11 protein-coding genes are annotated in these 13,314 nt (G+C 41.9%); 9 read left to right on the top strand and 2 right to left on the bottom strand.

Annotation, left to right across the window (positions count from 1 at the left end):
* Positions 1-11 precede the first annotated feature (11 nt).
* The 4 genes from DW657_RS09600 (at position 12) to DW657_RS09585 (ending at position 6,047) form a co-directional block, all read left to right on the top strand.
* The gene (locus DW657_RS09600; protein ID WP_199658340.1) at positions 12-353 is read left to right on the top strand and encodes a hypothetical protein; all 342 of its coding nucleotides are present in this window, start codon (positions 12-14) and stop codon (positions 351-353) included.
* A 14-nt stretch (positions 354-367) separates the two neighbouring features.
* Positions 368-3,394 (top strand): TonB-dependent receptor, encoded by a 3,027-nt coding sequence (locus tag DW657_RS09595; protein WP_118312334.1) that lies wholly within the window; start codon positions 368-370, stop codon positions 3,392-3,394.
* A gap of 13 nt (positions 3,395-3,407) precedes the next feature.
* Positions 3,408-5,012 carry a RagB/SusD family nutrient uptake outer membrane protein gene (locus DW657_RS09590; protein WP_118312333.1) on the top strand — a complete coding sequence of 535 codons (1,605 nt, stop codon included), beginning with the start codon at positions 3,408-3,410 and terminating at the stop codon, positions 5,010-5,012.
* An 87-nt stretch (positions 5,013-5,099) separates the two neighbouring features.
* A complete protein-coding gene (locus DW657_RS09585) occupies positions 5,100-6,047 on the top strand; it encodes a family 16 glycosylhydrolase (protein ID WP_118312332.1) in 948 nt (315 codons plus the stop codon).
* A 118-nt stretch (positions 6,048-6,165) separates the two neighbouring features.
* Here DW657_RS09585 and DW657_RS17770 read toward each other — a convergent pair whose 3' ends face one another.
* Positions 6,166-6,306, bottom strand: a complete 141-nt coding sequence (locus DW657_RS17770; protein WP_158577345.1) for a hypothetical protein — start codon at positions 6,304-6,306, stop codon at positions 6,166-6,168.
* Positions 6,307-7,164: 858 nt separating this feature from the next.
* On the opposite strand from DW657_RS17770, the gene DW657_RS09580 reads away from it, so the two are divergent.
* From DW657_RS09580 to DW657_RS09570, 4 genes are read left to right on the top strand one after another with little or no spacing between them, the layout of a single operon-like run.
* Positions 7,165-7,698, top strand: a complete 534-nt coding sequence (locus tag DW657_RS09580) for a hypothetical protein (protein WP_118312331.1) — start codon at positions 7,165-7,167, stop codon at positions 7,696-7,698.
* A 47-nt stretch (positions 7,699-7,745) separates the two neighbouring features.
* Positions 7,746-7,910 (top strand): hypothetical protein, encoded by a 165-nt coding sequence (locus DW657_RS17765; RefSeq protein WP_158577344.1) that lies wholly within the window; start codon positions 7,746-7,748, stop codon positions 7,908-7,910.
* Positions 7,911-7,914: 4 nt separating this feature from the next.
* On the top strand, positions 7,915-8,499 hold the full coding sequence (locus DW657_RS09575) for a hypothetical protein (protein ID WP_118312330.1): 585 nt from the start codon (positions 7,915-7,917) through the stop codon (positions 8,497-8,499).
* A 21-nt stretch (positions 8,500-8,520) separates the two neighbouring features.
* Positions 8,521-9,402: a Fic family protein gene (locus DW657_RS09570; protein ID WP_233546745.1), complete on the top strand. Its 882-nt coding sequence runs from the start codon at positions 8,521-8,523 to the stop codon at positions 9,400-9,402.
* Between the two features lie 294 nt (positions 9,403-9,696).
* On the opposite strand, the gene DW657_RS09565 is transcribed toward DW657_RS09570, so the two are convergent.
* Entirely contained in the window at positions 9,697-10,902 is a 1,206-nt protein-coding gene (locus DW657_RS09565; protein WP_118312329.1) for an ATP-binding protein, read from the bottom strand.
* A 255-nt stretch (positions 10,903-11,157) separates the two neighbouring features.
* Between DW657_RS09565 and DW657_RS09560 the strand changes: the two genes are divergently transcribed.
* Positions 11,158-13,299, top strand: coding sequence for a S46 family peptidase (locus tag DW657_RS09560; RefSeq protein WP_118312328.1), 2,142 nt, complete (start codon positions 11,158-11,160; stop codon positions 13,297-13,299).
* The last annotated feature ends 15 nt before the right edge of the window (positions 13,300-13,314 follow it).

The following is a 13,314-nucleotide window of genomic DNA, read 5'->3' as shown; positions in this document are numbered from 1 at the left end:
TTGGATGATAGTTGCGGATTTTAGGTTCTGAAAATAATGTTGCAGTAACGTTCAATGTTGACATGTCGAATGCAGGCAGTTCTGCCAAAGGCTATATCACAGGAGAGTTTACTGCAGATGCCAATGGAAACTGGCAGATTTTCCCTATGAAGCAAGTTGGCAGTAGTTCAACCTATACTTTTACAACCCATTTATCGCAAGGACAAACTGGAGCTTATTATTATTTAAGTGATAGTGTTTGGACAGCTCGCGAGACTGTACCAGAGAATTTACAAGGGAAATGGAATGATAGATTATATCAGGCATCTTCAACAGAAAAAGAACAGATAATATCAAATACATGGTCTAACTAATTCAATATATAATTATGAAGTTTAATGTGAATAATATGAGTAAGCAATTGGGATTTTGCGCATTTCTTTTACTAGGAACTTCCCAAATGGCTTTTGCTCAAAGTAAGGTTAGTTATAAAGGTAAAATCGTCGATGCTTCAGGCGAACCTATCATTGGTGCTACTATTAAAGAAAAAGGTACCAATAATGGCGTGGCTACAGACTTGGATGGTAACTTTACCATTGAGGCGAAGTCTGGCGCAACTCTCGTGGCTAGCTATGTCGGCATGAAGACTTTGGAACTGAAGCCTGCCGATGGCAAGTCTATGACTGTAACAATGAAGGACGATTCAAAAGTAGTTGATGAAGTAGTAGTTGTAGGTTATGGAACTCAGAAGAAGGCAAACTTGACTGGTTCTGTAGCATCAGTAACGAGCAAAGATTTGACAGATATTCCTACGGCTAATGCCACAAACTTGTTACAAGGCCGTTTGCCTGGTGTAACTTTGACTAGTAATGGTGGATTGGCTGGCGGCGATACTCCAGAGATTCGTATTCGTGGTATTGGCACATTTGGCAACAATGACCCTATGGTGCTGATAGATGGAGTAGAGGCTTCTGTGGCCCAAATCCAGCAAATTGCAGCTACGGATATTGATAATGTATCTGTGTTGAAGGATGCAGCCTCTGCTGCCATCTATGGTGTACGTGCTGCCAATGGTGTTATCTTGATCACTACCAAACGTGGTTCTGCATCAAAGCCTACAATCAATTATTCTGGAAGCTATACAATTCAAAAAGCAGCTATTTTGCCAGACTATGTAGACGCTTACAACTGGGCAAAAATGTATAATGAAAGCAATAACAGAGAGGCTTATACAGCCGATATGTTGCAAAAGATACAGAATGGCTCTGACCCAGATCATTTTGCCAATACCAATTGGAACGATGCCATCTTCCGCACGGCACCTATGACACAGCACAATCTGTCTGTAAGTGGTGGAACAAAGGATGTTCATTACATGACTTCTGTTGGCTACCTAAATCAAGATGGAGTGTTGAAGAATACAGGGTATGAACGATTTAATTTCCGTTCTAATGTAGATGCTAAGTTAGGTATCTTTAAGTTTGGATTGAATCTTTCTGGTTCTAAGGAAAACTTCACATCAGGTGCATCAGTCTCTGATTTGATGCGTACCTTGTCATGGTTTACACGTCCTACAGTTCCTGTAACCTATTCTAACGGGGAATATGGATGTGTAGATGGTAGCGACATTAGTTTCAGCACCTTTAAGAACCCAGTGCAGATGATGAATCTTGGTCATAATGAGAACAATGGCTACAGATTTGATGGTAATGTGTTTGCTGAGGTGGATTTGCTCAAGGGATTGAAGTTTAGAACCAGTTTGGCTTACAAGTATTATATGAACGATACTAAATACTATAGCCAGAAATCTTCTAAGTATGACGCAGAGGGCAATGTCTTATATACAGACGATAACAATAGCTTGTACCAGTACCATTGGCTGAATCAAAGCTACCTGAACGAGAATATCTTGACATACAACATTGCGATTAAGGACCATAAGGTCAATCTCCTTGCAGGCCATTCCATTCAGGATTACAAGGAAGGCAATTTCCATGGTTACAAGGAAGGTTTTGCCACAGATAATTTGTATGAGTTGGATTCCGCTACCAAGAATGATTATGTAGGTGGCAATGGCGCTGAATACTCTATGCAGTCCTTCTTTGGTCGCATAAATTACAATTATGCAGATAAGTATCTGTTTGAATTCAATATTCGTCATGATGGTTCTTCACGTATGCCTAAGGCACATAGATATGCCACATTCCCATCATTCTCAGGTGCATGGGTTATGACCAACGAGAAGTTTATGCAGAATATTGAGCCTCTATCATATTTGAAGATTCGTGCCAGCTGGGGTAAGTTGGGTAACCAAGAGATTGGTAACTATGCCTACACTCCAACCATGGGTGCTTATTACAATTATTATTTCGGAAACGAGAAGATGATTGGTATGGCAGAGGATATTGTTGCCAATGATGACATCAAGTGGGAGACTACCACCATCACAGACTTAGGCCTTGATGCTGCATTCTGGAATCAGAAAATCAATGTAACATTCGATTATTTCAACAAAGTTACTTCTGATATTCTCTTGCAGCTGTCTATGCCAACAACATTCTTGGGTAATTTGTCGGCTCCATATCAAAATGCAGGTAAGGTAAGAAATCGTGGTTGGGAACTTTCGGCTAATTATCAAGACCATGCCGGTGATTGGGCTTGGCATGCTGGCTTCAACCTTTCTTCTGTAAGAAACAAAATTATAGATAACAAGGGTATTGACACCTATAGCGGACAGTCTATCAACCGTGAGGGAAACCCTATTGGGTCTTACTTTGGCTTGAAAGCTATCGGCTTGTATCGTACAGAAGCAGATTTGAACAGAACCAATAGCAAGGGGGACATTATCAAACAAAATGGATTGGCTCCATCTTTGGGCGACATCATGTATGAGGACTTGAATGATGATGGAAACATTGATGATTCTGACCGTCAGATTATCGGAAATCCATTCCCAAAGACAACCTATTCCTTTACATTGGGCTTTAGCTGGAAGAACATTGACCTCAATACATTCTGGCAGGGTGTAAGTGGCATTTATCGTTATTATTGGGAGCAGGCGACTATCACCAATGGTGGTAACATGACCACTCGATGGCTTGACCGTTGGAGCGAAAGTAATCCAAATGGTTCTATGCCTAAGTTGGGAAATGCGTTTAATGAGAAATATTCTTCATTCTGGTTGAATAAAGCTGATTATTTAAGATTGAAAAATATAGAATTGGGATATACGTTTGACAAGAAACTGATTCACCATATTGGTGCATCTAGTTTGAGAGTTTATGTACAAGCTTCAAATCTTCTGACGATTACCTCGTTGAAAAACTACGACCCAGAGAAGAGTAGTGGCGACACAAGAGGTGATGTACACCCTAATGTAAAGTCGTTCTCATTCGGTGTAAATGTAAACTTTTAAATAATTGACAATTATGAAAGTAAGAACAAATAAATATATCATAGGAATGCTCTTTTGTGGAGCATTATTGACGGCAACATCATGTTCTGATGACTTCCTGCAGAAAGATTCACTTACCTCTGTATCTAAGAATACTTTCTGGAAGACTGCAGCCGATGCAAAGGAGGGATTGGCAGCATGTTATGATGCTTTGCAGAATGGTTTTTTGTATAATGATGCCTCAAACCAGAACAAATGGGACGGTTGTGGTCCTCTCAACATGGATGCCATGACTGACAATGGCGGTCGATTCAACTGGAGTGGTTGGATGCCTGGTTACGACATCTGCAATGGTACCCAGTCTAGCAGTTCTCGATTGATTGAGACATATTGGTCGGCAAACTACGAGGCTATCAAGCGTTGCAACAGCTTGATAAGCAATGTGGATAAGGTTGATATGGATGAAAGTACCAAGGAACAGTATAAGGCTGAGGCTACTGTGATTCGTGCCTTGATGTACCTGAACCTCACTATGACTTATCAAGATGTGCCTTACATCACTTCTACCCAAAGCTTGACAGATGCCAACTGCGAGAAGACAGACAGATCAACTATCGTAAACAACATCATGCAGGATGTGCAAAATGCAGCCAATATCTTACCAAAGGAAACTTCTGAAAGAGGTAGAATTACCAAAGGCGCTGCTTTGAGTTTGCTAGGTAGAATTGCCCTTTACAATGAGAAATGGGATGCTGCTATCAAGGCGTATGAAGAAGTGACAACTTTAGGCTACTCTTTGTTCCCTGATTATACAACTTTGTTTACAGAAGACAACGAAGCTTGTGATGAGATTATCTGGGGAGTAAGATATGAAGGTCCTGGTAAAGGTGAAGGTAATGCTATCGGTGGTCATTGGGGCTCTCCTTTGGAAGCTATCAATGGTACGATAGATTTGGCAGACGCTTTCTATACCTTAGATGGCAAGCCTTATACAAAGAAAGACGATGTTTGTAACATTGTCGATGGAACACCAGACTTATGGTCTGCCACAGGTACACGTTATGAGAATCGTGATCCTCGTCTGAAGACAACCTTATTCTTGCCAGGCATGACATGGGGTTCTGCGGATTGGAACTATGGCGGCTCTGCTGCTTCCTTCTCTACGGTATATGTCATGAAGTACTTCAACCCTGCATTGACTTGGTCAACATCTTGGGATTCTGGCCAGGATTTCTATTTGATTAGATATTCTGAGGTTTTGCTGTCCTTGGCAGAAGCTTATATTGAGAACAATCAGAATCTAGATAAAGCTGTGAGTTTGATAGATGAGGTACGACAGAGAGCAGGTATGCCAACTGTAGAAAATGTAGAAGGAACGGGACTCTCACAAGAAAAATTGAGAGAGATTGTCCGTCATGAACGCAGAGTAGAGTTGGCGTTTGAAGGCTTACGATTGTTTGATTTGTATCGTTGGCATACTTTGAAAGATGCCGTTGACAGAATCAACAATGAAGCTTCAACTTATAAGTTTGCTTATGAGTATCGAAACTATAAGGGCGAGCAAGAATATGTATGGCCAATTCCTCAAACCGAATTGGATAGTAACCCTATGTTGACACAAAACGATTTGTGGAAATAATATTAGAGGACACCTTACATTATTATTTAATTTAAGGTGTCCTTCTTTTTAATAGGACAGATTTATATGAAAAAGAAAAGAATAACAATGAATATATTATCAATCATGGCAATGGCTGCTCTCTTTTCTTGTAGCAGCACTTCAGACTCAGTTGAGAAAGAAAATTCTGGTGGAAATAGTACAACGACAACAGTGGATTCTACCAGTTACAAACCTACTGTTAAGTTTGCCACAATTCCATCTTATGATGGCTATGCCTTGGTATGGCATGATGAGTTTGACAATGATGGTTTGCCAAGCAAGGAGTGGAGTTATGAACAAGGCTTTGTTAGAAACAACGAACTTCAATGGTATCAGGACAAGAATGCAACAGTTGCTGATGGATGTCTCGTTATTGAGGGGCGACAAGAAAGGGTAAAGAATCCTGACTATGTAGAAGGTAGTGGGGATTGGAAGTTGCAACGTAAATATGCAGAATATACCTCCAGTAGCCTTACCACCCAAAATAGCTTTGCTTTTCATTTCGGACGAATAGAAGTGAGAGCGAAGATTCCGACTGCAACAGGAAGTTGGCCGGCGATATGGCTCTTGGGTGATAAATGGGAATGGCCTAACAATGGTGAAATCGACATCCTGGAATATTATATCAAGAATGGTCGTCCTTCCATCCTTGCCAATGCGTGCTGGGGTGACAAGGGTTTGTGGCAGGCGGTATGGAATGAATCTGTAACACCATTTTCTCATTTTACGACCAAAGACAAGGATTGGAGCAAGAAGTATCATGTTTGGAAAATGGATTGGGATGAGAATTACATGTCTATTTATGTGGATGATGAGCTTCTCAATAAGATAGACTTAAAGACCACCTATAACAAAGGCAATGATGATAACTTCGAAAATCCATTTGTTTCTAATGAGATGAAGCATTATATCCTCTTGAATCTTGCCATTGGTGGAAATGGTGGAACTCCTGATATTTCCGCTTTTCCTCTGAAGTATCAGGTAGATTATGTACGTGTGTATCAGAAGAAATAATTAGCGGATTCAACAAGCAAGTGCAAAAATACTAAATGTTTTGTAAAAGCACTCCTTTGGTATTGAGAAATTCAATTCAAGAAAAAGACAATGCAGAAAAAAGTCCTTTCACAAAGCTCTACTTGTTGCTGACAAACAGAGAGTTAAGTGTGAAAGGACTTTTTTTCTGTTGAAGGTTTTCTTTCAGCAGATCATTCTGCTTTTCGAGTGCTGCGACATACTCGTCGATCAGTCTTTTCAGTGTTCTTTTGATATTCATATATATAATCGATTAAATTCGTTTATTGAGTAATATCACTGCAAAGATGCACCAATAAAGAGGCGCTTGAAATACTATCGGCGATTAATGTTGCAATTAATTTAGAGGGGAGAAGGAACGCTTGCCAGAGGGAGAAAGAACCTATAGAAGAAGGATAAATGATACGCTCTTCGTATCGGTTGACTCTAGTCATCCATATAGATGACCCGGGTCATCTATATGGATGACGGTAGTGGTCTATATGGATGACGGTAGTCATCCGATTGTAAGAAGGTATATTTCCTCCTTCTCTTCCACATTCTTTCTCCCTCTATCAAACGTACTTTCTCCCCTTCGTGTTGATTCCGTCGGTCTCAGCTTTCAGTTCCATCGTTTACTGCTTATAGTTCCATCGTTTACTCTTGTTGCAAGTGATGTGAAGCGACATCGATAAAAATGCCTTCACACTTAAGTGCGTGAATGTCAACATATTGCAGCTGCCGTGAAAGGGGAAATAATTTTGTGATGTAAATAAGAGTTTTCCATAGATATTCGATTACTTACGAGGAAATAATCACTCGGAATCTTCTGTATGTAGATAAAACGGCTTGTTAGCCCTTATAGGCTCTTCTGCTCTGTTTTTCTATTCCGTCGGTCAAATGTCTTTTATTAGTTCGGAAGAACGAATAGATAACACGATTTAGCCTGCCCCCTCAGATTTTTGCACTTCTATTGAGAACTAGCCCTTGTTTTTAAGAACATAAACATAGAACTGGACACCCTACTAAATTTATGAAAGAAAATCGTTCTGTATTCTTGTTTATTTCCACATAAAAGTGTATCTTTGCAGCGAAATTCCCTCATAAAAAACATAGAAGTATGAGAAAGAAAGCGAATAAGAGAATGAGCATGGACGACATCTATGAGATTTGCATTCTCTGCCATGGCAATAGCCGCAAGAAAGCTGAGCTTTATCAGCTCACCCTTGATGAGAACGACTGCGTGGCGTTTAATGCCCTATGGGTATTCACCCATTTCGACTTGCAGAATAACGAGTGGCTTTTTCAGAAGCATGACGAACTGATAGATAGGGTTCTCGTAGAGAAGAATGAGACCAAGCGCCGCCTGATGCTCCATCTCCTTCTCCGTCAGCCTTTCGAAGAAGAATCACTCCGTTCCGATTTCATCGATTTCTGCATTGCCAAGATTACTGCCTGTTCCCAACCCTACGCCATCCGCTGCTACTGCATGAAGCTCGCCTACGAGCAGATGAAGTACTATCCCGAACTCCTCGAAGAGTTAAGAATGGCATTGGATATGCTGGAGCAGGAGGTTCTATCTCCAGGATTGCAGTCGGCAAAAAAGCAAATTATGAAGAAAATCAAGCGAAGCCTTGGAAAATTCGGGAAATAGTTGTAACTTTGCAAAAGTAATATTCTAACAATATAATACATAAATGGATGGAGATACAACTGAACGATTATCACAAGAAAGTCAATGCCCAGAAGATGGCTTCCATGGCTTATTGGCGAGAGCATCCGCTTTCGCTGGAGGAGTGCTTAGCTCAATTCAAGCGCTTGCGGGAACAACGGCTTGCAAGGATTTTTTCACTACATAATATTTAAAAATATGGGAATTCATGTTTACAATAAAGAAAAAGGATTTATACCCAAAAGTTGTGGATTTCAACTCATTTGTTGGTGTATTACCTTTGCTATAGCTCTAATCGTCTGCGTTACAAATATTGATTTAGGAATGATTTTAGGTAGAATTGTTCAATTAGTCATTTTAGGTCCTATAGTACTTTTCATACTATTTGCCATTATTGGTTTTATATATAGCAAATTCCATCATAGTGACTACGAAGGAATCTACTATAAAGACAAGAAATATTGGCTCAATTGGACACATTATTCCACAAAAATGTATAGAAAATCAAACGATGAAGATAGAAAAAAAATGTTTAGAGGAGAAAAGTATGCTGGTGGATACCTTCTTATTAATGGTGAACTTTATGAGCCTAAATATCTAGAACTTGATCCATGTTATTGTGCATACAAAATTTGTATAGGTCCAAAAGTTACTTCTCGAGTTTATCAAATTCAAGGTACAGCATTTTATCTTATTTTCTCAGAAGAAATTGACTTCTGTGAAGGAGTTCATGGGATTGTCAACGAAAACTATTTTTACAAAATGTCACAAGATAACTATTAAATTTCAACATGCATTACATCTATGAATAAAAATCATCAAGACTTCTCTTCCTTCGACGAATATCTACGTCAGGGAGAACCGACACAAAAGGAATGTGCTTCCAACTGGAAGACGGCTATCGGATTGCAGGCTGTGGATGGGTTGCAACCATCTGCTTATCTCATAGATGTAGCCAAGCGAAACATTGAGGGGGAAATCACTATCGAGGAAACCCGAAAACTCATCGACTCTTATTATCAGAGCAAAACGGCTCGTACACCTAAGGAAAAGGAGGAGGAAGAGGCCGACAAGGTTTCTGCCAATATCGCCAAGATATTATCCACCAAGACATTTGCGTTCAATACCAATGGATATGTATCCTTGCATCGCCGTATATTCGAGGGGGTATTCAAGCACGCTGGGGAAATCCGACAATATGACATTTCCAAGAAAGAATGGGTATTGGAGGGCGACAGCGTAAGCTATCTCAACTGGGAAGACTTGCGTCTTGCTTTAGATTGGGAAATCGAACAAGAAAAGAAATTCCAATACAAAAATCTTTCGGATGATGAGAAGATAGAGCATATTGCCAAATTCGTATCAGACATCTGGCAAATCCATGCCTTCGGCGAGGGGAATACTCGCACCACAGCCATCTTTACCATCCAGTATCTTCGTTCCATGGGATATGAAATCAATCACGAGGTATTTGCCAAACATCCGTGGTATTTCCGCAATGCCTTGGTTCGTGCCAACTATCGCAATATTTTAAAAGATATAGATTACTCTCCTATTTATCTAGTTCGTTTCTTCAGAAATCTCTTGTTAAACGAAAAGTGGGTTCTGAAAAATAGATACTTGCATATCCATCCTAGAAAAGAATGGAAAGTACAACTAAGACTTGACTCCACACAACTATCCTAAAAGGTGGACAGAAAGCTAAATACGCAAAACAGCCAACAGCAAGGAACAAACGGCGCACTAACTACGCCTAAACCGATAGCAGTTTGGGCAGAACAGCATGCGAGCAGAGCTGGGACAGCAGGCTGGCGATACTAGGACAGTATACTGGCGGCACTGCCGCTAGTAAACTGTCTGGCTTGGACAGCACACTGACAGTCCATAGATATATTATTTCGCCAGAAAGGTGAAGAGTGGTGAAGAGTGGTGAAGAGTGAAGAGGAAAATGAAAATTCCTTTTCATCGCAATAAATGGAACTAGATGCCCTGCAAGAACTCTCTTACATGCACACACTCTATCCCTTCATAATTGCCCTCTGCAGCCAAGGCATCCATACAAACTACCTTCTTAGGATAATCGTCCTTGATGCGTCGGAGATTGCCAAATTCCCTATCCATCGTCTCTTGGGTAGCCAGCAGATAAGTAACTTGCACATAAACCCTGTCTCCTCCACGCTCTGCCACGAAATCCACTTCGCCATTCTGGAGTTGTCCTACCGTTACTTGGTATCCCTGGCTGCGCAAATGCAAGTAAACCACATTCTCTAGCAATTTCTCGATGTCCATTCGCAGATTGGAACCCACCAGCACATTGCGAAGACCAATATCCTCGAAATAGTATTTTTCATTGGTTTCAAACACTCGCTTGCCACGAACATCAAAACGTCTTACTTGGTCTATGATATAGGCATTGCATAGATAGGAAAGATAATTGGATGTCAATGTTGGAGAGATCGTGATATTCTGCGAAAGCATGAATTTCTTGATGCTGTTGGCAGAAATATTCTTGCCTATGTTATCACCGACAAAACGCACCAGATCGATCAAGAACCGCACGTTGCGAATGCTCTCTCGGCTAATGACATCTTTCATGATAACCGTATTATAGATATCCCCCAAATAGTCTGTCAGCATTTGGCGATTGTCCAGCCCAATATGCGCCAACTGAGGCAAGCCACCCCAGGTAAGATATTTCAAGAAGGTATCATCCGTATCAGGCAATCCATGGAACAGCAGGAATTCCGAATAATTGAGGCTCTGAATATGAATCTCCACGTATCTACCTGAAAGATAAGTAGCAAGCTCGCCTGATAACATTTTGGCATTGCTGCCTGTCACCACAATATCACACAAATCCTTGGCTTGGAAATTGCGCAAAGCATTCTCAAACCCATCGATATCTTGCACCTCATCTACAAAAAGATAATTGTGCCGCTGATCCTTCAAATGAGCCGCCACATATTCATTTAAGTCTTCATCTGTCTTCAGACTGTTGAACTCAGCATACTCCTTATTGATATAAATCACATTGGCAGAATCATCCTTAGCTGTGATTTGCTTGGCTACACTCTGCAAGATACAGCTCTTGCCCACACGTCTTTGACCTGTCAAGACAAGAATCAAGCCTTTGCCTAAGTAGCCCAATACTCGATCTACATATTGTTTTCTATTGATAATTTCCATAAATCATTCTTTTTTATGGCGCAAAGATAGCACTATTTTTTCACTTATACAAGAAAAACCCGCTGTTTTTGCAATCTTTTTCATGTATAAGTGAAAAACATTGCGTTTTTATCGGATATTTCTAATATAAGTGAAAGAAATAACTCTAAAAAGGAAACTTTGATGAAATTTTTTGCTTTTTTCTGTTCTACTTGATGTTATCTCGCAGAAAAATCGTAACTTTGCAAATCATATAACAACAACACAAAGAATAAAATGAAGAAAAAAGCAACGGTCCTTATCGCCTCTATCATGGCGTTCTGCGGAATCAACACCGCGCACGCTGACGAGGGAATGTGGACGATTTACAACTTGCCTAACGCTGTGTATGAGATGATGCAGCGCGAAGGCTTCAGTATGACTTACGACCAGCTCTACAACGGCGAGAACGCCTTGAAGAATGCTGTGGTTAACTTCTCTGGCTATTGCTCAGGCGTAGTCGTTTCTCCAGACGGATTGGTTTTTACCAACCACCATTGCGGTTTCGAGGCTATCAGAAGCCACTCTACCGTGGAACACGATTACATGCTCAACGGTTTCTTTGCAAAATCATACGCAGAGGAATTGCCTAACGAGAATATGTTCGTCAGCTTTATGGTTGAACAGAAGGATGTAACCGATAAGGTGATGAGCCTCGGATACGAGAAACTCGACAACAAGAAGCGCGATGAACTCATCGATTCTCTGGAGAACGAGATGACTAAAGAGGCTAAGAAGAACGATTCTACCCTTCATATCACCGTTCAGCCATTCTACGAGGGCAACAAGTGGTACGCTACTACCTATCGCGACTTCACCGACCTGCGTCTGGTTTTCACCGTGCCAAAGTCTATGGGTAAGTTTGGTGGCGATACAGACAACTGGATGTGGCCTCGCCAGACCTGCGACTTCTCTGTATTCCGTATCTATGCCGACCCTAAGACCAATGGTCCTGCTGCCTACAGCAAGGACAATGTGCCTTATCATCCAAAGCGTTGGGCACAGGTTTCTCTCCAGGGTTACAAGGATGGCGACTATGCGATGACCATGGGTTACCCAGGCAGCACAGAGCGCTATCTCTCAAGCTACGGAATCCAGACCATGCGCGATGCAGAGAATGCTCCTCGTGCCCAGGTTCGTGGCGTAAAGCAGGAGGTGATGCAGAAGCACATGCGTGCCGACGAGGCTGTCCGCATCAAGTACGACAGCAAGTATGCCAGCTCTTCCAACTACTGGAAGAATGCCCTCGGTATGAACAAGTGTATCGACTCTATCGGCATCGTGAATCTGAAGCGTGAGTACGAAAAACGTCTCCGTGCTTGGCAGGACACAGCCAAGGCAGCCAACGACCTCGCCCACAAGGTAGATTTCGACAAGCTCGCCAAGCTCTACAAGGAGAGCGCAGACGTGAAATACGCCTGGACCAACTTCGCAGAATCTTTCACAAGAAGAAGCAATATTGAGTTCTCTACCCGTGCCATCAAGCTCCAGACCAACATGGAGGTGAAGGGTCCTGAGAAGAACAAGAAGAAGCAGTATCATGAGTTTGAAGATAACTCTGCAGAATGGGATATGGCGCTCGACAAGGAGGTGCTCGCTACCCTTCTGAAGAACTACAAGGAGCACGTAGAGGCAAAATGGTTGCCTAAGTTCTACAAGACCATCGACGCTGAGTTTGGCGGCAACTACGCCAAGTATGTGGATTATCTCTGGGAGAAGTCGCTCATCATGAAGAAGGGTGCCAAGCTCTACTTCAATAAGAAGGGATATGAGAAGGATCCAGGCGTAAGCTTCGGTATGGATCTGAACGATGTATTTGCAGATTTCGCTGCTCAGATGGGCAGCATCAACGATAGCATCGCCGAGCAGGAGAAGTATCTCTGCGCTGCCAAGCTCCGTATGGAGGAGGACATGCCTCACTACAGCGACGCCAACTTCACCATGCGATTGAGCTACGGTCAGGTAGGCGGTTTCGACCTCGGTGGCAAGCCATCAGGCTATTATACCACAGCCGAGAGCATCGTAGAGAAGATGAAGAAGGGCGACAAGGTTATCGATTACTACGCTGAGCCTATCATGCACGAGCTCCTCTCTGAGAAGGATTTCGGCAAGTATCAGGATAAGACGACTGGCAAGATGCAGCTCTGCTTCCTCACCAACAACGACATCACTGGTGGTAACTCTGGTAGCCCTATGTTCAACGGCAAGGGCGAGTTGACTGGTCTTGCCTTCGATGGCAACTGGGACAGCCTCAGTTCTGACATCAACTTCGACAAGCGCCTGGCTCGCTGCATCGGTGTGGACATCCGCTACGTGCTCTACCTGATGGATAAGTGGGGACACGCAGATCGCTTACTCAAGGAAATTAACGCAAAGTAAAATAGTTAAAAAATA

The organism is Prevotella sp. AM23-5 (genome assembly GCF_003473645.1).
GTDB lineage: Bacteria > Bacteroidota > Bacteroidia > Bacteroidales > Bacteroidaceae > Prevotella > Prevotella copri_A.
This window is presented reverse-complemented; position numbering and strand designations above follow the sequence as displayed.

Excerpts from the sequence above, each read along its gene's own strand:
- DW657_RS17770 (WP_158577345.1), bottom strand. The coding sequence starts at position 6,306 with ATGAATATCAAAAGAACACTGAAAAGACTGATCGACGAGTATGTCGCA.
- DW657_RS09560 (WP_118312328.1), top strand. The coding sequence starts at position 11,158 with ATGAAGAAAAAAGCAACGGTCCTTATCGCCTCTATCATGGCGTTCTGC.
- DW657_RS09575 (WP_118312330.1), top strand. The coding sequence starts at position 7,915 with ATGGGAATTCATGTTTACAATAAAGAAAAAGGATTTATACCCAAAAGT.
- DW657_RS17765 (WP_158577344.1), top strand. The coding sequence starts at position 7,746 with ATGGAGATACAACTGAACGATTATCACAAGAAAGTCAATGCCCAGAAG.
- DW657_RS09590 (WP_118312333.1), top strand. The coding sequence starts at position 3,408 with ATGAAAGTAAGAACAAATAAATATATCATAGGAATGCTCTTTTGTGGA.
- DW657_RS09585 (WP_118312332.1), top strand. The coding sequence starts at position 5,100 with ATGAATATATTATCAATCATGGCAATGGCTGCTCTCTTTTCTTGTAGC.
- DW657_RS09595 (WP_118312334.1), top strand. The coding sequence starts at position 368 with ATGAAGTTTAATGTGAATAATATGAGTAAGCAATTGGGATTTTGCGCA.
- DW657_RS09580 (WP_118312331.1), top strand. The coding sequence starts at position 7,165 with ATGAGAAAGAAAGCGAATAAGAGAATGAGCATGGACGACATCTATGAG.
- DW657_RS09570 (WP_233546745.1), top strand. The coding sequence starts at position 8,521 with ATGAATAAAAATCATCAAGACTTCTCTTCCTTCGACGAATATCTACGT.
- DW657_RS09565 (WP_118312329.1), bottom strand. The coding sequence starts at position 10,902 with ATGGAAATTATCAATAGAAAACAATATGTAGATCGAGTATTGGGCTAC.